Here is a 21,020-nt window from a genome sequence, read left to right as displayed (position 1 = left end):
GGGGTTTCCTTTGGTTTTCAGCCGTTGGCTGGTGTCATCGGGTGGCGAAGGCGGCGTCGAATGCCGCGGCGGGCGGGGCGATGGCTGCGAGGTCCTTAACCAGGGCGAGGGCCTGGGGTGCGCCGGTCAGCCGGTCCATGCCGGCGTCCTCCCATTCGATGCTGGTAGGGCCGGTGTACGCGATGGCGTTCAGGGTGCGGAAGATCCTGTTCCACTGCACGTCCCCGTGCCCGGCGGTGACGAAGTCCCAGCCGCGGCGCGGATCGGCCCAGGCCAGGTGCGAGCCAAGCCGGCCGTTGCGCCCGTCGAGCTGGCGCACGGATTCCTTCACATGCACATGCAGGATGTGCTCGGCGAAGTCCTGCAGGAACATCACCGGGTCCAGGTCCTGCCAGATGAAGTGGGAGGGATCGAAGTTAAGGCCGAAGGCGGCCCGGTGGCCGATGGCTTCCAGAGTCCGCTTTGTGGTCCAGTAGTCGTAGGCGATCTCGGAGGGGTGCACTTCGAGCGCGAAGCGGACCCCCACCTCGTCAAAGACGTCGAGGATGGGGTTCCACCGGTCAGCGAAGTCCCGGTACCCGGCGTCGATCATGGCCTCCGAAGCGGGCGGAAACATCGCCACGGCCTTCCAGATGGAGGAGCCGGTAAAACCCGTCACGGTTTTCACACCAAGCCGCGCCGCGGCCCGGGCAGTGTCCATCATGGACTGCGCCGCCCGGGCACGTACGCCCTCCGGATCGCCGTCACCCCAGACCTCAGGCGTCAGGATGCCCTGGTGGCGCTCATCAATCGGGTCATCGCAGACAGCCTGGCCGGTGAGGTGGTTTGCGATGGCGAAGACCTGGAGGTTGTTCTTCTCGAGGAGGTCCAGCCGGCCCTGGAGGTAGGAATCGTCTTCTGCTGCGCGGCGCGGATCCAGGTGATCGCCCCAGCAGGCGATCTCCAGGCCGTCAAAGCCCCACTCGCCGGCGAGCCGGGCCACCTCCTCGAACGGAAGATCAGCCCACTGGCCGGTGAAAAGCGTTATGGGTCGTGTCATCGGGTTACCTGTTCTGCAGTCACGGGTTTCAGACTTTTTGCCATTGGCTGGAGTTGGCTGCACTGGCCTCCACCGCGGCCAGCACGCGCTGGACCTGCAGGGCGTCGGCGAAGGACGGTTCCGGCTGCGTGCCTTGCGCGAGCGCGTTGACGAGGTCCACCACCTGGTGGGTGAAGCCGTGCTCGTAGCCCAGGCCGTGGCCGGTGGGCCACCAGTTGCCGACGTAGGGATGCTCAGGTTCGGTGACGAGGATCCGGCGGAAGCCGGCGTCGGGCGACTCGGCTGCATCGTAGAAGGAGAGGGCGTTCATGTCCTCGAAGTCGAAGGCGAGGGACGCTTTGGTGCCGTTCAGCTCCAGCCGCATCGCATTCTTCCGTCCCAGCGCGTAGCGGGTTGCCTCGAAAACCCCGACGGCGCCCGCTGAAGTACCGCCGCCGTCGAACCGGGCGCTGAAGATAGCGGCGTCATCCACGGTGACCGCCCCGCGGGGTGCGTCCTGGCCTAAGTCGCCGTGCCCGCCAAGGCCCACCAGGTCCCCGGCCAGGGGCCGCTCGGGAACGAACGTCTCCAGCAGCGCGGAGACGCCGGTGATCTTCTGCCCGGTGATCCACTGGGCTGCATCGATGCTGTGCGCTCCGATGTCCCCCAGGGATCCGGACCCGGACTTGCTCTTGTCCAGCCGCCAGGTCATGGGGGCGTTCTCGTCGGACAGCCAGTCTTGCAGGTACTGCGCGCGGACATGCCGGATGGTCCCCAGCCGGCCTTCCTCCACCATGCGTTTGGCCAGTGCCAGCGCCGGTGTGCGGCGGTAGCTGAACCCGCACATCGTATAGACACCCCGTTCGGCGGCGGCCTCTGCCACAACGGTCATCCGCTCCGCCTCATCCACGGAGTTGGCCAGCGGCTTTTCGCACAGCACGTGCTTGCCGGCCTCGAGGGCGGCGGCAGCGATCTCGGCGTGGGTGTCGCCGGGGGTGCAGATGTCGATCAGGTCGATGTCGTCACGTTCGATCAGCCGGCGCCAGTCCGTTTCGGCCGACTCCCAGCCGAGCTTGTCCGCCGCTGCCCGGACGCCGCTGGCATTCCTGCCGGCGACGGCGGTGAGCTGCGGCTGCAGGGGCAGGTCGAAGAAGCGGGGTGCCGTTCGCCAGGCGTGTGAATGGGCGGCCCCCATGAAGGCGTGGCCCACCATGCCGACCCGCAGCGGCTTCGTGCTTGTCATCCAATGTCCTTTCGTGAGGAATCCGTATGTTTACTTGCTGAAGCCGGTTACTTGCTGAAGCCGGCGGTCAGTCCGCTGATCAGCTGGCGGCGGGCCACGATGTAGAGAACCAGCAGCGGCAGCGTGGCCAGCACCACCGAGGCGAGCACCGCGGGGATGTTGACGCTGAATTCGCCCTGGAATGTCCACAGCGAGAGGGGCAGCACGCGGGTGGCCGGGCTCTGGGTGAGGATCAGCGGGAACAGGAAGCCGTTCCAGACGTGCAGGGCGTTGTAGATGCCAACGGTGATCACCGCCGGCTTGGTCATCGGCAGGGCCAGCCGCCACAGCATGGCCCAATCCGAGCACCCGTCCAGGCGCATCGACTCGAACAGCTCGTTGGGCACGTCCCGCATGAAGTTCGAGAGGATCAGGACGGAGACCGGAATGGCGAACGCGATGGACGGCAGGATCAGGGCCAGCAACGTGTCGTAGAGATGGGCGCGGGTGATCATCCAGTAGATCGGGATGATGGTGGCGTGCAGCGGAATGGCCAGGCCCAGGAGGAACAGGTTGTTGGTCCAGTTCACGAACCGGCCCTTGCCCCGGACGATCGCGTAGGCAGCCATGAAAGAGACGAACAAGGCAGGAATGACCGTGCCCAGTGTGACGATGACGCTGTTAACGAAGTACCGCGCAAAGTCGTTTTCCAGCACCAGCTTGTAGTTGTCCAGCGTGGGCTCGGTGGGCGGAAGCATCGGGTTGGTGGTGAAGAACCCGGCCTGGTTCTTCAGGCTGGTGATCACCACGTAGTAGATGGGCAGGACGATCACCGCGAGCCAGAGCCACCCGCCGAGGCCGCCCGGAAGGTTTGGCCGGCGCCGTCGGGCGCGACTGGAGCTCTGGCGCGGTGTGGCGGGGGTAAAGGCAGGTGCCTCCGGAGCCGCGGGGAGCTGGGTTGTGGAAGCCATCAGGCTCCTTCCAATTGGCTGTCGTTCCGGTTCTTGCCGCCGAGGCGCTGCAGCAGCAGGGCCAGGCCCAGCCCGATGACGATCAGGATGACGCCCAGGGCGCTCGCAGCACCCATGTCGTTGGCCTTGAAGCCGGTCAGGTACATGTGCAGCGGCAGCAGCCGGGTGCTGTAGCCCGGGCCTCCGCCGGTGAGGACGAAGATCAGGTCGAAGTAAGCCAGGCTCCCTACCACCATGAGCGTGGAGGAGGTGATGATCGTGTATTTCAGCTGGGGCAGCGTGATGTTCAGGAACTGCCGGACCCGGCCCGCGCCGTCGATCTCCGCCGCTTCATAGAGGGAGGTGGGGATCTGCCGCACGCCGCCTTGGTAGATGAGCGTGTGGAACGGCACGAACTGCCACGCGATGACGAAAACCACCACGAACAGAACGAGATCGGAGTTTCCGAGCCAATCTTGGATCAAAATGGGCACCTGAAGGCCCGGGCCGAGGCCGAAGTTAGGGTCCAGCAGCGCCTTGAAGGCGATGGCGACGGCGGCCGAGGAGAGCAGGAGCGGCAGGAAGTACAGGACGGCGAGCGCAGCCCGGTACTTCTGGCTTCCTGCAGTGAAGACGCCGAGCAGCAGGCTGATGGGTGCCTGGACGATGAACGAGAAGAACATGATCTTGGCGGTCACCAGCAAGGCGTTGCCGGTGACGGGATCGGTGAGTACCGTGGTCCAGCTGGCCAGACCCTCAAGCCGGATCTCGCGCAGACCGTCCCAGCTGGTGAAACTGAGGAAAACGACGCCGGCGAGCGGGACGACGGCGAACACCAGGAAGAAGACAAGGGCTGGCGCTGCCAGCCACCCCGACGGGCCCGCGTCGCGGGCCCGTCGGCGGTTGGAACTGGTGATGGTCACGCTGTTACTTCCCGATCGTGGCGTTCATCGTGGAGACGAACTGCTGCGGGGTGATCTTCTTGAGGAAGATTTGGTCAAGGTTGGACAGCATCGCGTCGCCCTGCGCCGGGCTCAGCGCCTGGTCCCAGGACAGCGTGAAACTCGGGGCGTTCTTGGCCAGGCCGTAAACGAAGGTCAGGAAGTCCTTGTCGGGCGAGGCCGCGAGCTTGCTTTCGATGCCGTTGATTACCGGGACGGCTCCCGAGGCGATGAGGGCGTCGGTGTCAGCGTCCGTGAACATGCCGTCCTTGACGTAGTTGAGGGCGGCCTTCTTCTGCTCGTCGGTGGCTTTGGCGGAGATGGACCAGAAGTTGGAGGGGTTGCCCACCACGTTGGCGGGGTCGCCCTTGCCGCCTTCGACGGTGGGGAAGGTGGTGAAACCGAGCTTTCCGCCGGTGACGAAGCTGCCCGCGTCCTTCTTCATGCCCTGGTAGATCCAACCACCCTGCAGGACCATGGCCGCCTTGCCCGTGTAGAGCAGGGCCTGGTCGGCGTTGCTGTCCGCGGCGATGGAGGAGAAGCCGTTCACGAAGCCGCCGGCGTCCGCCAGCTGCTGGATCTTGGTCAGCGCCTCGGTCACGGCGGGATCGGACCAGGCGCCGGGCTTGTCCGCGGCGATGTTAGCGAAGACCTCGGGGCCTCCGATGCGCTCAACGAGGTACTCCAGCCACATCAGGTCCGGCCACTTGGACTGGCCGCCCAGGGAGAACGGGGCGATTCCGGCCTCCTTGAATTTCGGCACGAGCGCCATCAGCTCGCCCCAGGTCTTCGGCGGCTGTGCGCCGACCTTGTCGAAGACTTCCTTGTTGTAGTACAGAACCACGGGCTGGACGTTGTTGTTCGGCAGGGCGTACGTCTTGCCGTCGATCTCGCCGTTCTTCAGGACGGCGGGAAGATAGCGCTCCTTCACCTCGGGGTTCTCCTTGACGAAGGCCGAGAGGTCCTCCACCTGGTCCGCATCAACGTAGGACTTTAGGACACCGCCACCCCAGCCATAGATAAAGGTGGGGCCTTCGCCGGCGCCGACGGCGGTGCGCACCTTGGTCTTGTAGGCATCGTTCGCGAAGAAGTCGAGTTTGATGGACTGGTCAGAGTGTGCACTGTTCCAGGCCTCGACCGACTTCTGCAGCACAGGCTGGTTTCCGCCCGTCAGGCCCCACATGGAGGCACCGTCACCGGCGGCGGTGGATCCCGCGGGGCCGCTGGAGCCGCACGCGGCCAGGCTGACCGAGAGGGCGGCTGCGGAGATTGCCATCGCGACAGAGCGCAACTTTCGAGTAGTCATCTAAACATTTCCATTCATCCATCGGGCTCGACGCTGATAGCCCGGCTTGTAAGTACGGGAGGCCGGCCTGGGGCCAGGCGGCACTGCCCATGAACTGTTTGCTGAGACATTGGCCGCAGTTCCGAAATATTTCGATAAAACTTGCGGTGTGAGATAAAACATAACCATGTGGCTCGGATGCGTCAAGCATTTTTTTGGCGCTGTTGGCGCGGCGCAGCGTTGACGAAACCATGGGAAGCCTGCAGACTGAGGTCTCGAAATCTTTCGAAAAGGGAACGGATGTCCAAGATCGAATCTCAAGGCAAGCTGACGTTGGCTGCCGTCGCACGGGAAGCTGGAGTCTCCACGCCCACAGTCTCCAAGGTGATCAACGGCAGGGACGACGTCTCTGCGGACACCCGTGCCAAAGTGCTGACCGCGCTGGCCCGGACCGGCTACAAGTCTCCGCTGCAGAACCGCCGGAACGTCTCGGGGCGGCAAATTGTCGAGGTGGTCATCGACAGCCTCGAATCCGGCTATGCGGTAGAGGTCCTCAACGGGGTGGTGGAGTCCGCAGCCGTCTCGGATATCGAAGTCCTGCTGAACGTCACCGGAAAGCAGGGGGCATCAACCCTGACCCCGGAACAGCGTGCCCAGCGGATCGTTGATGAGGGCCGCTGCGGCATGATCGTCGTGACATCGGCCTTCGGGGACGCCCAGCTGGACGCCTTTCACCGCCGGAAAATCCCTGTCGTGGTCATCGACCCCCTGAATCCGCCTCCGGGGGACGTGGTCAGCGTCGGTGCAAGCAACTGGGCGGGGGGAAAGGCTGCGACCTCCCACCTGCTGGAGCTTGGCCATCGCAGGATTGCCTACCTCGGCGGCCCTGATGCAGCCGAATGCAACCAGGCGAGGCTGCACGGCTACATGGCAGCCATGAGATCGGCCGGCGTGGGCGTCGAGGACGAGTTTGTGCTGTCGGGTCAATTCCGGTCGGAACACGGCGCCAATGGCATGAAGCACCTGCTTGGATTGGCCCACCCTCCCACTGCCATCTTCGCCGGTAGCGACAGCATCGCCCTGGGTGTGCTCGCCGAAGCGCGCCGGCAGGGCATCCGGGTGCCAGAGGACATGAGCCTGGTCGGCTTCGATGGCACTTACCAGGCCGAGGAGTCGGTGCCGCCGCTGACGTCGGTTTCCCAGCCGCTGCAGGAGATGGGCGCCACTGCCCTGCGATTCGTCCTGCGCCAAATGCGTGGGGAGTTGCTGGATTCGCGGAGAGTGGAGCTGGCCACCCAGCTGGTCGTGCGGGAGTCCACCGCCCCGCCGCGGGAAGATGCTCCCCGAAAAGACGCGCCCCGTAAAGATGGAGCCATGTCACGCTAGCCTCTGCCCGGCCACCTGCTGCGGGTTATTCTGTGACCAGAGCCTTCAAACGGTCGGGGGGACGTTCTTCATGCTGCTCCGGGGGGAAGAGACTGATGAGTCGTGCAAGTGAACCGTGTGTCCAGCCGGAGCTTCGGCCTGGCGGCGGCAGCGGCCCTGACTTGGCCGACAAGGTTGATGCGTTATTTGGCAGCCTCGGAGAACGCGGCCGAGTCATAGTCCGGCAACTGCCCCTTTCCGCCACTGTGCTGTTGGTAGTTGCCGCAGCTGCGATCTTCCACCCCGAAACGCTGGCCGATGAACGCTTCCGGCTCGCCTTGCTGGCCCACACCGCACTCTTTGGACTGAGCGTGGGCGTGCCCTGGGGCAGGCTCCCGAGGGGGGCCTACGCCGTGATACCGGTCCTGGACTGCCTGGCCATCGGCTTCACACGGGACGCTGGCGGATCCAATTTCAGCGTCTTGAGCCTCCTGCTCGTCTTTCCGGTGATCTGGCTGTCCGTGGACAGCAACCGATCCGGCGTCGTCCTCGCCGTGAGTGCAACCGTCCTCAGCACACTGCTGCCCGCAATGGCCTTCGGTGCCCCGCCCTCCCAAGGGGCGATGATTAGGGCGATATTCCTGCCGCTGGTCATGGCCGCCATCGCCGTCACCGCGCACGTAGTGGCGGGCACCCTCTACCGCCAGCGCCAGACGCTGGTCAGGAAGGATGAGGCGCTCGCGGACACCGTCGCCGAGAGTGTGCACCGGCAGCGGCTCCTGGACGCAGTACTTTCCACCGTCAATGTTGGCGTGTGGGTGGTGGACCAGGACGGACACGACGTCCTGACCAACGAAGCCCTGCGGACCGACCCGGCGTTGTCCGGACCGGCGCCGTCAGCCAACCGGCCGCGGCTGTTTCAGGCCGACCGCGCCACTCCGGTGCCGCCGGAACGCTACCCGACGGCGCGCGCGGCCGGAGGCGAGACCTTTACCGACGAGCTGCACTGGGCCGGTGAGGGCGAGGACATGCGTGCGTACTCCGTCACGGCACGCACCATGGTTTCCGCGAACGGAAACCATGCAGGCGCGCTCATCACCTTCGCCGAAGTCACGGCACTGATTCGTGCCCTGTCGGCCAAAGACAACTTCGTGGCCACCGTCTCCCATGAGCTCCGCACGCCGCTGACGTCCATCCTTGGCTACCTCGAACTGGTCCTCGACGAGCCTGGCCACGAGGACATCGAGGAGGAACTGCGGATCGTGCAACGCAACGCCAACCATCTGCTCGGCCTCGTGAACGATCTGATCGCCGTCGCCTCGGAGCGCGTGGAACTGACCCTGCAGGAAGCCGATGTCGCCAGCCTGCTGGCGGGGGTGGTGGCCTCCTCTCATGCCAAGGCCGCCGTCAGCGGTGTGGAACTGGTCCTCGACGTCGAGGAACCACTGACCGCCCGCGTCGATCCCGGCCGGATCAGCCAGGTTTTCGGCAACCTGGTGTCCAATGCGATCAAGTTTTCGCCGGACGGGGGAAGGGTCACTGCCCGTGCCTACCGGTCCAATAGCCACGTTGTCTGTTCGATCGCAGACACCGGCATTGGCATGGACGGGCAGGAACAGGAGCAGGCCTTCACCAAGTTCTTCCGTTCCGCACGCTCCCGCGAAACGGCCATCCCGGGCGCAGGCCTGGGACTGCCCATCAGCAAGACCATCGTCGAGGGCCACGGCGGCTCGATCAGCCTTCGCAGTGCGCCGGGCAAAGGAACCACGGTAACGGTGAGCCTCCCCGTCTCCTGAGCATCCGGACGGCCCACGTAAACTGGCAGCATGCGGTTGGTAGCGAGTGACATAGACGGAACGATCCTTGGGCACGACGGAAAAATCAGTGACCGCACCATCCGGGCCTTCCACGCCTGCCGGAAGGCCGGCGTTGAACTCGTCTTTGTCACCGGCCGCCCGCCGCGTTGGCTGCACCCGCTCGAGGAGCAGCTGGGCCACACCGGCACCGTGATCTGTTCCAACGGCGCCGTGGTGTGGGACCTCGAGGCGGACAAGGTTGTCTCGGCGCAGACCATGGCCATCGACGACATCTTCGAAATCCGGCGGATCATCAAGAAGGTGCGTCCCACCGCCCTCTTCGCCGCCGAAACCCTCACCGGCTTCCACCTCGAACCCGGCTTCATCGAAAACGGCTCGAGCGAACTGCTATCTGAATTCACCCCTGCCCCGCTGGCCTCGACGCTCACCGCGGAAGACGCCGTCGTCAAGTTCCTGGCCATCGTCCGCGAAGGCACAGCCGACGACTTCCTCGCAGAGGTAGGGCCCGCAGTCGGGAACCTGGCCTCGGTAACGCACTCGGCACCCACCGTCGCCATGCTGGAACTCGCCGTGCCGGGGATCAACAAGGCCGTCACCCTCGCCGACTACGCCGCCTCGCTGGGCATTGATGCCGCGGACGTCGTGGCGTTCGGCGACATGCCCAACGACATCGAGATGCTCCGCTGGGCTGGCCACGGCTACGCCATGGCCAGCGGGCACCCGGAAGCGATCAGGGCCGCCGGCCAGCAGGCGCCGCATTTTGACGACGACGGCGTGGCCCAGATTCTCGAGGAAAAGCTCGCCTCGCTGGGCCTCCAGCTGCCGTAAGGCCGCCGTCGCCCGCCTGCCACCGAACTCCCGGCTGGCGGTCAACTTGCGTTCATGTCCGCACCATAGGGTGTGGCCTGTTGGGTGAGTGACCGATAGGGGACATCGTGGCCAGGAAAAAGACCAAAAATAGTGCCGAGGTTCCGCTGCGTCCCGTGAAGCCGGCCCCGCACTGGTCGGCCCTGCGTGAGGGGGACCGGGTCAGCGTGTTGCTTGCGCCGGGATTCGAAACCGGCGGCCGCGTTTCGGCCGTCACGCCGGACCGCAGCGTGGTGTGGGTGGATCTCGACGGCGGCCGCGGCCGCACGCTGCTGCACTGCAGCGACGGCGTGGAGATTCTGCCCGCCTGAGGCTGGTCTAAGCTTCGGGGATGACGGGAACCCTGCCTTACTTCTCCGCTCCCGGCCCTGAACCAGGGGCAGCTTCCGGTGTGGGTGAGCCGGGTTCCTTGCCTGGCTCGGGCAGGCCGGTGGCCATGGCCCACAGGGGATTTTCGCTGGCCGGTCTGGAGAATTCGCTGGCGGCGTTCCGCGCCGCCGTCGAGCTTGGCTATTCCCATCTGGAGACGGACGTCCACACCACGTCCGACGGCGAGCTGCTCCTCTTCCACGACCGCACCCTGGACCGGGTCACGGACGGCCACGGGAGGATCCATGACCTCACGGCGGACGAGGTGCGGCGGGTGCGGATTGGCGGGACGGAGCCCGTGCCAACGTTCGACGAACTTGTGGCGGCGTTTCCGGACGCGCGCTTCAATCTGGACGTCAAAGACTGGCACTCCGTGCCCAGCGTCGTGGCCGCGATCGAGCGCCACCAGGTCCACCACCGGGTGCTGATCGCCAGTTTCTCGGACCGCCGGCGCCGCGCAGTCCTGAAGCAGCTCAGCCGCAGGACCGCATCGTCGGCGGGGACCTTTGCGAATGCCCTCTTCCTGGTGTTGGGGCCACTGCTGTCCGTTCGCCCGCTGGCGTCCCCGGTTCGGGCGGTGTTGCTCCGGGCGCTGCGAGACGTCGATGCCCTGCAGGTGCCGGTCCGCTACCGGGCTATTCCTGTTGTAACGCCGGGATTCGTGCGCCGGGCGCATGAGCTCGGGCTGTACGTGCACGTCTGGACCATCAATGAGCCTGCCGAGATGCACCGGCTGCTGGACCTCGGAGTGGACGGCGTCGTCTCCGACCGCGCCGACCTGCTGAAGGAGGTCCTGCAGGCGCGCGGGCAGTGGCGCTAGCCGCGCCCCAGGCCGGTGCCCGGGTCCTGGTCCCCCTCGGAAGGATCTGCCCGCAGTTCTTCCGGGTCCGGTTCGGGCAGCCCGGCCGGCCCGGGTACGCCGCGCGCTGCTTCGGGGGCGTCCGTGCCTGCCGCTCCGATGCCGCCAGACGTCGCCGCCCCGGCTGACTCGTCTGTTCCCGATGACTCTTCCGTGCCCGACGTTCCGGCCGTGCCGCCGGTGCCCTGGCCCCCGCCCGTCCCGGTACCGGGGCCCTGCGGTGTGGAGGTCGTGTGCACACCTGCTCGCGGACCGTCGTCGCCATCCCTGGCATTGGAGCCCTCACTTATGGAGGAGTGGACCTGGATGTCCTCGTCGGACGCTCCCGGCTCGGGCGCGTGGGCGTCGTCGGTCGGGTCGGACGTCTGCCCCAGGTCCTCCATCGCGTTCTCCGCTGCTTTGCCAATGCTGTCGCCGATTCCCATCAGTTTGCTCCTTCGAAACGTTCCGGTCGGGCCGGACTGTGCGGCATCTGACTGTTCCAGAATTATCAGCATGCTTACAATTAGTCCAGTGTTGCCGGGCCCCGGCAGCCTGAGTCCGTCACTGAATCCGTCGCCACGCAGGCGCACCTGTTCCAAGGAGGACCGCAGAACCATGAGCAGCTACCATCCCGAAAATGACCCAGCGAACCCGGACCGCGACGCCGCCAGGACAGGCGAAGCCGGAACCGACGACGCCGCCCGCGGGGACTCGGCCGCCACGCCCAACCCCGATCCCTTGAACGGCAACGTCACGGGCCTTGAGCCGGGCGGGGGAGTGCCGCCCGGCGAGACGCCGCCCGCCGAAGACCAGATGAGCGGCGACCAGGGGCACGACGAATAAGCAGGACGACTATCAAAAGGAGTGTGCGATGGCTGACCGGCTGGTTGCCGACGTAATGGTGGAGCGCCTCAAAGCCTGGGGCGTCAACAGGGTCTTCGGCTACAGCGGGGACGGCATCAACGGCTTCATGGGCGCGCTGCGCCGTAGTACGCAGGGCGGCGGCGCCGAGAGCGGTGACAGCCCCGGCGGCGGCGGAGATGGCGTCGAATTCGTCCAGGCCCGCCATGAGGAAACGGCGGCGTTCATGGCCGTCGGGCACGCCAAGTACACCGGCCAGGTGGGTGTGGTGACATCCACCCAGGGGCCGGGCGCGGTGCACCTCCTCAACGGGCTCTACGACGCCAAACTGGATGGCGTCCCGGTGGTGGCCATCATCGGCCAGCAGAGCCGCAGCGTGCTGGGATCGGCCTACATGCAGGAAATCGACCTGCTCACACTCTTCAAGGACGTGGCGGCGCAGTTCGCGCAGATGGTCAGCACACCCGAGCAGCTTCCCATGGTGCTGGACCGCGCCTTCCGCACAGCGCTCGAAACCCGCACCCCGTGCGTCGTGATTGTCCCGCACGACATCCAGAAGGCTCCGGCGCCGGAGCTCGACCAGGAGCACGGCATCATTGTCACCGCGCCCGAATGGCAGCCTTCGCGGGTGCTGCCTCACGATGACGACCTGGCCAGGGCTGCCGAGGTGCTGGGAGACGGTAGTAAGGTGGCGTTCCTGGTGGGTCAGGGCGCCAAGAACGCCCAGGCCGAGGTGGTCGCTCTCGCGCAGCAGCTGGACGCCGGCATCACCACCAGCCTCCTGGGCAAGCCATACATGGATGAGACGCTGCCGTTCGCGGCGGGGACCATGGGGCACCTCGGTTCCACCGCAAGCGCCCATCTGATGGGGAACTGCGACACGCTTCTGATCATCGGCTCCAACGACCCCTGGACCGAGTTCTACCCGAAACCCGGGGCCGCCCGGGCCGTCCAGGTGGACATCGACGGCCGGAAGGTCGGCAACCGCTATCCCGTGGAAGTGGGTCTCGTGGGCGATGCGGCCGAAACCCTTGCCAGGCTGGCGGAGCTGCTGAACGGTGCCGGCGGGCAATCAGATGGGAACCCGCAGGCCAGCAGTCCGCAGGCACAGGCCCGCAAGCAGTGGCGGGCCGAAGTGGAGGAGCAGGTCCGCAGCTGGCGCGACCTTGCCGAGGAGCGCTCCCGCGTTCCGGCCAGCCCCGTCAACCCCGAGCTCGTGGTCCGCGAGCTCAGCGGCAGGCTCCCGCACAACGCCCAGGTGAGCGTCGACGTCGGGAGCTGCGTCTACTGGTACGCGCGCCAGCTGACCCTGCCGGCCGGAGTTCCGGCGCACCTTTCGGGGACGCTGGCAAGCATGGGCTGCTCCGTTCCATACGGGATCGCGGCCAAGCTGGCCCGGCCGGACAGGCCCGTCGTGGCCCTGGCCGGCGACGGCGCCATGCAGATGGCAGGCATCGCCGAGCTGGTCACCGTGGCGCACCGCTGGCGGCAGTGGTCCGACCCGCGGTTCGTGGTGTGCGTGTTCAACAACAGGGATCTGGCCGAGGTCACGTGGGAGCAGCGCGAGACCGAATCCGAACCGCGGTTCCCGGACAGCCAGGAAATCCCTGACTTTCCCTACGCCGGTTATGCGGAGCTGCTGGGGCTGACCGGCATCCGCGTTGACTCCCCGGAGCAGGTCGCCGATGCCTGGGACCGGGCACTCGCCGCGGAACGCCCGGTGGTGATCGAGGTGCTGACCGACCCGGATGTGCCCCTCCTGCCGCCCTTCCCGGCGGGCGCCGAAAAGCTGGACGGCATGCGCTCCGCCCTCTCCGAGGAAGGCGAAGCCGGGAAGGGTGCAGCGGCGCTGCTGGACACCTACGCGGGCCAGGAGGAGTCCCGCAGCTGACCGCATGACGGAATGGGTAAGCGCGTTCCCCGGTAGGGGTGGCAGGATAGGGGCATGCGTATCCTCATTGCCCCGGACAAGTTCAAGGGGTCACTCACCGCCGTCGAAGCCGCCGCCGCCATCGCCGAGGGCGCACTCCGGGTCTACCCGGACGCCGTGACCACGCAGTTCCCGGTGGCCGACGGCGGCGAGGGAACCCTGGAAGCCGCCGTCGCCGCCGGCTACGAGGAGCGGATCAACGCCGTCGTTGGTCCCATCCTGGCTCCGATCGGCGCCGCCTGGGCCCTCCGGAAGGACGGGTCCGGCGCCACCACCGCAGTTATCGAAACGGCGCAGGCCTCCGGTCTGGCCCACATGGAGCCGACGCCGGAGAACTCCCTGCGGGCACACAGCTACGGCTGTGGGCAGCTCATCGCCGCCGCCCTCGATGCTGGCGCCACCGAAATCGTGCTGGGCGTCGGCGGCTCGGCCATGACCGACGGCGGCAGCGGCGCCCTGCGCGCGCTGGGCCTCAAGCCGCTCGACGCCGCCGGGAACGTGGTGCCGCTGGGCGGCGGGTCCCTGGCCGACGCCGTTTCCCTGGATGTCTCCGGGCTGGATCCGCGGCTGTCCGCCGTCACGTTCCGGATCGCCGTCGATGTCCAGAGCCCGCTCTACGGCGCCACCGGTGCCGCGCACGTCTTCGGCCGTCAGAAGGGCGCCGACGACGACGCCGTTGAGAAGCTCGACGCCGGCCTGCGCAACTGGGCATCCCTCCTCCGGGAGGCGACGGGCCGGGACGTCAACGTCCCGGGCGCCGGGGCCGCCGGCGGCTTCCCGGCGTCGTTCCTTGCTTTCACCCGGGCCACGCTGGAAGGCGGCTTCGCTCTGGTGGCCGCGCTCACCGGGCTGGCCGAACGGCTGGCCGACGCCGACCTGGTGATCACCGGCGAGGGCTCCATGGACGCCCAGTCGCTCACCGGCAAGGCGCCGATCGCGCTGGCGGAGGCCGCCCGGGACCGCGGCATCCCGGTCGTCGCGGTGGCGGGGCGCATTCTGGTCACGCCGGAGGAGCTGGCTGAGCACGGTGTGGTGGCCGCGGCGCAGCTGCTGGACGTCGCGCCCAGCCCGCAGGACGCCATGTCCGACGCCGGCAAATACCTTGTATGGGCCACGCGGCAGGTGCTGGAAGGGGCTTAGCCGCCCTCTTTCTTGGCCCTCCGGTGCAGGTGCACGGGGACGTAGGCCAGGAGGATGGCCAGCACAGCAAGGAGCACGCCGCCGGCGATAAGGCCCACGGTGCGGCCTGCCGTAACGTCGAACACCAGCGCGGCGGTTCCCACGCTGAGGGAGGCCACTCCGCCCAGGGCGATCTTGGTGATGTTGTCCGCGCTGGCAACCAGGGTTGCCTTGAGCCGTTTGCGGAACAGCCGGCGGTGGACGCTGACCGGCAGGAGGATAAACGCGGTGGTCAGGGCGGCAAGGGCCACGTTCACGAGATAGAGCGTGACCTGGAAATCGTCGAGGGTCTCAAAGCGCTGCTGGAAAGGCAGCGTCAGCAGGAAGCCGGCGAGGATCTGGACGCCCGTCTGCAGGACCCGCAACTCTTGGATCAGTTCCATCCAGTTCCGGTCCAGCTGCTCCTCGCGGGTCTCGTTCCGGCCGCTGCCAGCCAGGGCGTCCGTATCGGTCATGAACCCTCCTCTGTCTGGCCCGCAGCGGGCGCGCTTGCTCCAAACCTAGGCTCAAGTCTGCCCCAATTCAACAAATGCTAAGTTTACTGACTAGTCTTGCGTTAGGTGGTGGACTTGCTCCTCAAACCTGCGTTAGGTTCGAACAACCGGCAGCCCGACAATGTGAGCAGGTGGATAATGAGCGACCCAGCCAAGCAGTCCGACCAGCCCGGTGATCCCCGGGGAACGTACCACTCAGGGCCCTTCCCCGAGCAGGAGCAGAAGCAGCCGGGCCTGACGGCACCGATGGATCCGCAGCCGGACCACGGCGAGCTGAGCTACGAGGGTAGCGGGGCGCTGGAGGGCAAGGCGGCGCTCATCACGGGCGGCGACTCCGGAATCGGCAAGGCGGTGGCCATCGCCTTCGCACGCGAGGGGGCCGACGTCGCCATTTCCTATCTCCCCGAAGAGGAGGACGACGCGCAGGACACAGCCGAATGGATCCGCAAGGCTGGCCGGCGGGCACTGCTCCTCGCGGGCGAGGGCAGGAACGAGGACTTCAGCACATCGATAGTCGAGGACGCCGTTGCCGAGTTTGGCCGGCTCGACGTGGTGGTGCTGAACGCGGCGTACCAGAAGAACCGCGACAGCCTTGAGTCCCTGCCCACCGAGGAGTTCGACCGCGTCTTCAAGACGAACCTGTACTCGCTGCTGTGGACAGCCCGGGCCGCGGTGCCGCACCTAAAGGCCGGTGCCTCGATCATCACCACGGCCTCCATCCAGGCATTCAATCCGTCTCCCGGGCTCATTGACTACGCCATGACCAAGGCGGCCCAGGTGGCCTTCACCAAGGCCCTCGCCCAGGAACTGGGACCCAAGGGGATCCGCGTCAACGCCGTGGCGCCCGGGCCAATCTGGACCCCGCTCATCCCCGCCACCGAATGGCCAGACAAGCTGCCCAAGTTCGGCCAGGACACCCCGCTGCAGCGCGCCGGACAGCCCGCCGAGCTCGCCCCCGCCTACGTGCTGCTGGCGTCCGACGCCGGTTCGTACATGTCCGGCGCGGTGGTCCCTGTCACCGGCGGCAAGGGTCTTTGAGTTTCCAGCAATTCCCAGCCAAGCATTCCCACCAAGCAGGAGGAACAGATGAGCCAGGACAACCAGCAAGCAGCCCCTGAAGAGGAAGCGGGAGGCTACGGCACGCCCACCGCGGAGCAGGAAGCCGGCGGCCGGCAGTTTGCCCAGCCCCGCGAGGAGGAAGACTTCGACGCTGCGGGCCTGAACCAGAACAGCCCCGAGGGAGAGACCTTCCAGACCGGCACCCCGAACCTCAGCCACTTCGCGGAGGAGGACCAGGACAGCTCGGGCGAACCCGGGGCCGGTCGCTTCGGCGGAACCGATGACCAGCTCCACGCCGAGGGTGAAAGTAACGTGGCGGGCTTTGACCCGGTCCCCGGTGAGTCACCGCTGCCGCGCGATCCGGACGCCTCGCCCGGGGCTGGCGCGGAGGACAGGGACACGGCCGTGCCCTCGGCGGACGCCGAGATCGACGAAGGCAACGCGGACGAATCCGGCGCCGGGCAGTTTTCCTCGGAGCCCGGGCAGGAGGCGGCCGGTATTCCGGACGGCAGCGGAAACGACCTGCCAAAGGAGGAGTCACCCAACGACGACGACGAAACGTTCGACGCCGGGTAGGCCCGGCGCGGAGTGATTTCGGAGGCAGTCCAGGAAGCGTTTAACGCTTCTTGGGCTGCCTCTTTGCCGCGGCGTTGATTGCTGCCTTGGCGGCTGGCGGCAGGCCCTGCTGCTCAGTCTCGGGCTCGGCAGCGGTGCCGCGTGCCTTCGCGATGGCCTTCATGCCGTGATAGATCACGAGGGCCGCGGCGGATCCGAGCGCGATGCCCGTGAACTTCAGGTCCCCCACGGTCCAGGTGTAGTCCGCGATGCCGATGATGAGGGAAACTGCGGCCGTGGTCAGGTTCACCGGATTCGAAAAATTGACCTTGTTCTGGACCCAGATCTTCACGCCGAGGATGCCGATCATGCCGTACAGCATGGTTGCGGCGCCGCCCAGCACGCCCGGCGGGACAGTGGCGATCAGTTCGCCGAACTTGGGGGAGAAGCTCAGCAGGATGGCGAAGATGCCGGCCACCCAGTAGGCGGCAGTGGAGTAGACCTTGGTGGCCGCCATGACGCCGATGTTCTCCGCGTACGTGGTGGTACCCGAACCACCGCCGAAGCCGGCGAGCACCGTGGCGGCACCATCGGCCATCAGGGCACGGCCGGAGACGCCGTCCAGGTTCTGGCCGGTCATGGCCGACACCGACTTCACGTGGCCGATGTTTTCGGCCACCAGCACCAGGACCACCGGCACGAACAGGCCCAGTACGCCGATGTGGAACTCGGGCGTCTGGAAGTGGGGGAGTCCCACCCAGGCGGCGGCGTCCATCTTGTCGTAGCTCACCTCGCCGCGGAGCATGGCCACGAGGTAGCCCACCAGCACACCCACCAGGATGCTGAGGCGGCCGATGATTCCGCGGAACAGGACGCTCACCACGATAATCGTGGCCAGCGTGATTAGTGCCGTTACGGGGGCGGCGTCGAAGTTGTTCTTGGCGGCAGGAGCCAGGTTGAGCCCGATCAGGGCCACGATGGCGCCCGTGACAATCGGCGGCATCAGCCGGTTGATCCAGCCGGCGCCGAACTTCTGCACGATCGCGCCGATCACGGCGAGGCCGGCGCCGGCCAGCACCACGCCGCCCAGCGCCCCGGGGATGCCGAACTGCTGCTGGGACGCCGTGATGGGCGCAATGAACGCAAAGCTCGAGCCAAGGTAGCTGGGAACGCGGCCCTGGGTGATCACGAGGAACAGGAGTGTGCCGATGCCCGAGAAGAAGAGCGTGGTGGCCGGCGGCATTCCGGTGATGATCGGCACCAGGAAGGTGGCGCCGAACATGGCCACAACGTGCTGCATGCCCACGCCGATGGTGATGGGCCACGCGAGCCGCTCGCCGGGAGCCACCACCTCGCCCGGACGTACGGCCTTGCCGTTGCCGTGCAGCTTCCATTTGGTTCCGAGCATGCTCATTGGCGGGGCCTTTCGGAGGGGAGTTTGCCCGCTCGCCGGGCTGGATCTTCAGGAGCAAGAATACCCCGCCGGACGCGGGCACGAGAGGGCATCCGGCCAACAGCCGCCGCAGCACTGTGCAGCACGCAAAGGGGTGCCGCGGTGTGTGAAACGTCACGCCGCTTATTTGTCCATTCCGGGAAGAGTGCGCCGCTGGATACGGTTGAACCCAACGAAAGCAACCAGGACTGTCCGGCTGCGCCGCAGGCGTATGTCGGCATAGTGAAAGGGGCGCGAATGACAATCGCCCATGAAGAAGCAGTGATCGATTCCGCCGCCGTGGATGCCATCTTCGCCGAAGCCCGCACCGCCAACGCGTTCACCGGCGAGGTCAGCGAGCAGCAGGCCCGCGCCATCTACGAACTGACCAAGTTCGGCCCCACCGCCTTCAACTCCCAGCCGCTGCGCGTCACCTACGTGCGCTCGGAGGACGCCCGCGCCAAGCTCGTGGCTGCCCTGTCCTCAGGGAACCGGGCCAAGACGGCCTCCGCACCCCTGGTGGCGATCCTCAGCTACGACACCGCCTGGCAGGAGCAGTGGGACAACTTCCTCCCCGGCTACAACGCCCCCAAGGCCATGTATGACGCCGCACCGGACCTGGCCACCTCCACGGGCAACAACAACGCCCACCTGCAGGCCGGTTACTTCATCCTGGCCGTCCGCTCGCTGGGCTTCGCCGCCGGCCCGATGACCGGCGCGGACTTCCCCGCCATCGACGCGGAGTTCTTCCCCGCAGGCGACCAGAAGAGCTTCCTGGTGGTGAACATCGGCCAGCCCGGCCCCGAGGCCTGGGGCGAAGCAAAGCCCAAGTTCGCCTACGAGGACGTGGTCCGCACGGTCTAAGGACCGGGTTACGGACAGCCTCCGAACACGGAATGCCTCCGGCAATATGGGGGACATTCCGGAGGCATTCTGGACAGTATTTCTGCAGTCAAAACTGCAAGGCATGCATCCGGGCCACTTCCCATGTTAGTCCTGTTTGGACTTCTTGAGCATAAGCAAAGCGCCGGATGGCCAACAGCCATCCGGCGCTTTCTTGTTCCTAGGGAACCAGTAATCTCCTAGGAAATGACCCCGTCCACCAGCGCCTTGGCCTCGGCCTGGACCTGCTTGAGGTGGTCGGCGCCCTTGAAGGACTCAGCGTAGATCTTGTAGACGTCCTCGGTGCCGGAGGGGCGGGCCGCGAACCACGCGTTCTCGGTGACCACCTTCAGTCCGCCGATGGATGCGCCGTTGCCCGGCGCCTCGGTCAGTTTCGCCGTGATGGCCTCGCCGGCCAGTTCCGTCGCAGTGACGTCCGACGGCGACAGCTTGCCCAGCGCCGCCTTCTGGTCCCGGGTGGCGGCGGCGTCGATCCGTGCATACACCGGCGCCCCGAACTGGTCCGTGAGGCCTTTGTAGAGCTGCGACGGCGACTTGCCGGTGACGGCCGTGATCTCCGAGGCCAGCAGCGCCAGCAGGATGCCGTCCTTGTCCGTGGTCCAGACGCTGCCGTCGCGCTTGTTGAACGAAGCGCCGGCGGATTCCTCGCCGCCGAATGCGCCTTCGCCGGAGAGCAGGCCGGGGACGAACCATTTGAAGCCCACGGGCACCTCCACGAGCTTGCGGCCCAGGCCGCCGGCCACGCGGTCGATGATCGAGGAGGACACCAGGGTCTTGCCCACAACGGAGTTCGGGTTCCAGCCGCTGCGGTTGCGGTACAGGTAGTCGATGGCCACCGCGAGGTAGTGGTTGGGGTTCATCAGTCCGCCGTCAGGGGTAACGATGCCGTGCCGGTCGGCGTCGGCGTCATTCCCGGTGGCGACATCGAACGCGGTGGACCCGTCCGCACCAACCGCCATCCGGTTGATGAGGGATGCCATGGCCGACGGCGAAGAGCAGTCCATCCGGATCTTCTCGTCCCAGTCCAGGGTCATGAAGGCCCACTGCGGGTCCACCGTGGGGTTGACCACCGTGAGGTTCAGCTGGTGGCGTTCGCCGATCTCACCCCAGTAATCCACGGACGCGCCGCCCATGGGGTCGGCGCCGATCCGGACGCCGGCGTCGCGGATGGCGTCCAGGTTCAGGACGGACGGCAGATCGTCCACATAGCTGCTGAGGAAATCGAACTTTCCGGTGGTTTCGGCCTCGAGGGCCTGGGCCAGCGGAATCCGCTTCACGCCGCGGAGCCCGTTCTCCAGCAGTTCGTTGGCGCGGTTGGCGATCCATCCCGTCGCGTCGGTGTCGGCCGGGCCGCCGTGCGGAGGGTTGTACTTGAAGCCGCCGTCGGCCGGCGGGTTGTGGCTGGGGGTGACAACAATGCCGTCAGCCTGCGGCGCTCCGGCAGGGGCGTTGTTGTTGTACGTGAGGATGGCGTGGCTGAGGGCCGGGGTGGGGGTGTAGCCGTGACGCGCGTCGATGAGGACGTTCACGCCGTTCGCGGCCAGCACCTCAAGGGCGGAGTTTTGCGCCGGTTCGCTCAGTCCGTGGGTGTCCTTGGCCAGGAACAGCGGGCCGGTGATGCCCTGCCCGGCGCGGTACTCCACGATCGCCTGCGTGATCGCCACGATGTGCCCTTCGTTGAAGGACGCTTTCAGGCTTGAGCCGCGGTGCCCGGAGGTTCCGAATGCCACGCGCTGGCCGGGATCCCCCAGGTCAGGCTTGACGTCGTAGTACGCGTCGAGCAGTGCGGTCAGGTCGACAAGGTCTTGGGGTTGGGCAACTGTGCCCGCTCGGCTAGCCATGGCACCAGCATGCCAGACGACGGCGAAGGTCAACACGCAGTGTCCGGAATCCGGCCCCTGTGACGCAGAATGTCACGAAATTGCGGCGCTA

At 66.7% G+C, this 21,020-nt stretch carries 20 protein-coding genes; 11 read left to right on the top strand and 9 right to left on the bottom strand.

The genetic code is table 11. The features are described 5' to 3' along the window. Positions 1 to 34: 34 nt before the first annotated feature. The 5 genes from G9E11_RS11660 to G9E11_RS11640 are packed head-to-tail and all read right to left on the bottom strand — an operon-like array spanning position 35 to position 5,407. Positions 35 to 1,039 (bottom strand): sugar phosphate isomerase/epimerase family protein, encoded by a 1,005-nt coding sequence (locus G9E11_RS11660; protein WP_190605729.1) that lies wholly within the window; start codon positions 1,037 to 1,039, stop codon positions 35 to 37. Positions 1,040 to 1,067: 28 nt separating this feature from the next. Continuing rightward, positions 1,068 to 2,261 carry a Gfo/Idh/MocA family protein gene (locus G9E11_RS11655; RefSeq protein ID WP_190605727.1) on the bottom strand — a complete coding sequence of 398 codons (1,194 nt, stop codon included), beginning with the start codon at positions 2,259 to 2,261 and terminating at the stop codon, positions 1,068 to 1,070. 47 nt (positions 2,262 to 2,308) lie between these two features. Further along, the gene (locus G9E11_RS11650) at positions 2,309 to 3,211 is read right to left on the bottom strand and encodes a carbohydrate ABC transporter permease (RefSeq protein ID WP_190605725.1); all 903 of its coding nucleotides are present in this window, start codon (positions 3,209 to 3,211) and stop codon (positions 2,309 to 2,311) included. Then, positions 3,211 to 4,113: a carbohydrate ABC transporter permease gene (locus tag G9E11_RS11645; RefSeq protein ID WP_190605722.1), complete on the bottom strand. Its 903-nt coding sequence runs from the start codon at positions 4,111 to 4,113 to the stop codon at positions 3,211 to 3,213. Before G9E11_RS11645 ends, G9E11_RS11650 begins: the two co-directional genes overlap by 1 nt. Positions 4,114 to 4,117: 4 nt before the next feature. Continuing rightward, on the bottom strand, positions 4,118 to 5,407 hold the full coding sequence (locus tag G9E11_RS11640; RefSeq protein WP_246468856.1) for an extracellular solute-binding protein: 1,290 nt from the start codon (positions 5,405 to 5,407) through the stop codon (positions 4,118 to 4,120). Positions 5,408 to 5,716: 309 nt separating this feature from the next. Here G9E11_RS11640 and G9E11_RS11635 point away from each other — a divergent pair, with 309 nt between their 5' ends. The 5 genes from G9E11_RS11635 to G9E11_RS11615 all read left to right on the top strand — a co-directional run bounded on the left by G9E11_RS11635 (position 5,717) and on the right by G9E11_RS11615 (position 10,654). Further along, positions 5,717 to 6,802: a LacI family DNA-binding transcriptional regulator gene (locus G9E11_RS11635; RefSeq protein WP_190605719.1), complete on the top strand. Its 1,086-nt coding sequence runs from the start codon at positions 5,717 to 5,719 to the stop codon at positions 6,800 to 6,802. A gap of 245 nt (positions 6,803 to 7,047) precedes the next feature. After that, the gene (locus G9E11_RS11630) at positions 7,048 to 8,577 is read left to right on the top strand and encodes a sensor histidine kinase (protein ID WP_311764360.1); all 1,530 of its coding nucleotides are present in this window, start codon (positions 7,048 to 7,050) and stop codon (positions 8,575 to 8,577) included. A 30-nt stretch (positions 8,578 to 8,607) separates the two neighbouring features. After that, positions 8,608 to 9,426: an HAD family hydrolase gene (locus G9E11_RS11625; protein ID WP_190605715.1), complete on the top strand. Its 819-nt coding sequence runs from the start codon at positions 8,608 to 8,610 to the stop codon at positions 9,424 to 9,426. Positions 9,427 to 9,533: 107 nt separating this feature from the next. Further along, a complete protein-coding gene (locus tag G9E11_RS11620; protein WP_190605713.1) occupies positions 9,534 to 9,776 on the top strand; it encodes a hypothetical protein in 243 nt (80 codons plus the stop codon). 20 nt (positions 9,777 to 9,796) lie between these two features. After that, positions 9,797 to 10,654, top strand: coding sequence for a glycerophosphodiester phosphodiesterase family protein (locus G9E11_RS11615; RefSeq protein WP_414635190.1), 858 nt, complete (start codon positions 9,797 to 9,799; stop codon positions 10,652 to 10,654). On the opposite strand, the gene G9E11_RS21105 is transcribed toward G9E11_RS11615, so the two are convergent. Further along, on the bottom strand, positions 10,651 to 11,118 hold the full coding sequence (locus G9E11_RS21105) for a hypothetical protein (protein WP_246468854.1): 468 nt from the start codon (positions 11,116 to 11,118) through the stop codon (positions 10,651 to 10,653). The two genes, G9E11_RS11615 and G9E11_RS21105, sit on opposite strands and share 4 nt — an antisense overlap. Positions 11,119 to 11,290: 172 nt before the next feature. Between G9E11_RS21105 and G9E11_RS11605 the strand changes: the two genes are divergently transcribed. From G9E11_RS11605 to G9E11_RS11595, 3 genes are read left to right on the top strand one after another with little or no spacing between them, the layout of a single operon-like run. Continuing rightward, on the top strand, positions 11,291 to 11,518 hold the full coding sequence (locus G9E11_RS11605; RefSeq protein ID WP_190605711.1) for a DUF6480 family protein: 228 nt from the start codon (positions 11,291 to 11,293) through the stop codon (positions 11,516 to 11,518). A 28-nt stretch (positions 11,519 to 11,546) separates the two neighbouring features. After that, positions 11,547 to 13,427: a thiamine pyrophosphate-requiring protein gene (locus G9E11_RS11600; RefSeq protein WP_190605710.1), complete on the top strand. Its 1,881-nt coding sequence runs from the start codon at positions 11,547 to 11,549 to the stop codon at positions 13,425 to 13,427. A gap of 54 nt (positions 13,428 to 13,481) precedes the next feature. Continuing rightward, positions 13,482 to 14,606: a glycerate kinase gene (locus tag G9E11_RS11595; protein WP_190605708.1), complete on the top strand. Its 1,125-nt coding sequence runs from the start codon at positions 13,482 to 13,484 to the stop codon at positions 14,604 to 14,606. On the opposite strand, the gene G9E11_RS11590 is transcribed toward G9E11_RS11595, so the two are convergent. Then, positions 14,603 to 15,100: a DUF6328 family protein gene (locus tag G9E11_RS11590; protein ID WP_190605706.1), complete on the bottom strand. Its 498-nt coding sequence runs from the start codon at positions 15,098 to 15,100 to the stop codon at positions 14,603 to 14,605. The genes G9E11_RS11595 and G9E11_RS11590 overlap by 4 nt on opposite strands. A 177-nt stretch (positions 15,101 to 15,277) precedes the next feature. Between G9E11_RS11590 and G9E11_RS11585 the strand changes: the two genes are divergently transcribed. Both G9E11_RS11585 and G9E11_RS11580 read left to right on the top strand, forming a co-directional pair. After that, positions 15,278 to 16,177 carry an SDR family oxidoreductase gene (locus G9E11_RS11585; RefSeq protein WP_190605704.1) on the top strand — a complete coding sequence of 300 codons (900 nt, stop codon included), beginning with the start codon at positions 15,278 to 15,280 and terminating at the stop codon, positions 16,175 to 16,177. Positions 16,178 to 16,225: 48 nt separating this feature from the next. Continuing rightward, positions 16,226 to 16,774: a hypothetical protein gene (locus G9E11_RS11580; protein ID WP_190605702.1), complete on the top strand. Its 549-nt coding sequence runs from the start codon at positions 16,226 to 16,228 to the stop codon at positions 16,772 to 16,774. Between the two features lie 40 nt (positions 16,775 to 16,814). On the opposite strand, the gene G9E11_RS11575 is transcribed toward G9E11_RS11580, so the two are convergent. Beyond that, positions 16,815 to 18,167 (bottom strand): uracil-xanthine permease family protein, encoded by a 1,353-nt coding sequence (locus G9E11_RS11575; RefSeq protein ID WP_190605699.1) that lies wholly within the window; start codon positions 18,165 to 18,167, stop codon positions 16,815 to 16,817. Positions 18,168 to 18,443: 276 nt separating this feature from the next. Here G9E11_RS11575 and G9E11_RS11570 point away from each other — a divergent pair, with 276 nt between their 5' ends. After that, positions 18,444 to 19,049 carry a malonic semialdehyde reductase gene (locus G9E11_RS11570; RefSeq protein ID WP_190605697.1) on the top strand — a complete coding sequence of 202 codons (606 nt, stop codon included), beginning with the start codon at positions 18,444 to 18,446 and terminating at the stop codon, positions 19,047 to 19,049. Positions 19,050 to 19,267: 218 nt separating this feature from the next. Here G9E11_RS11570 and pgm read toward each other — a convergent pair whose 3' ends face one another. Continuing rightward, the gene (gene pgm / locus G9E11_RS11565) at positions 19,268 to 20,929 is read right to left on the bottom strand and encodes a phosphoglucomutase (alpha-D-glucose-1,6-bisphosphate-dependent) (RefSeq protein WP_190605695.1); all 1,662 of its coding nucleotides are present in this window, start codon (positions 20,927 to 20,929) and stop codon (positions 19,268 to 19,270) included. Positions 20,930 to 21,020: the final 91 nt, after the last annotated feature.

It is taken from the genome of Arthrobacter ipis (assembly GCF_014694315.1).
Taxonomy (GTDB): Bacteria; Actinomycetota; Actinomycetes; order Actinomycetales; family Micrococcaceae; genus Arthrobacter; species Arthrobacter ipis.
Note: the sequence above shows the minus strand (reverse complement) of the source record. Positions and strands in the feature narration are given on the sequence as shown.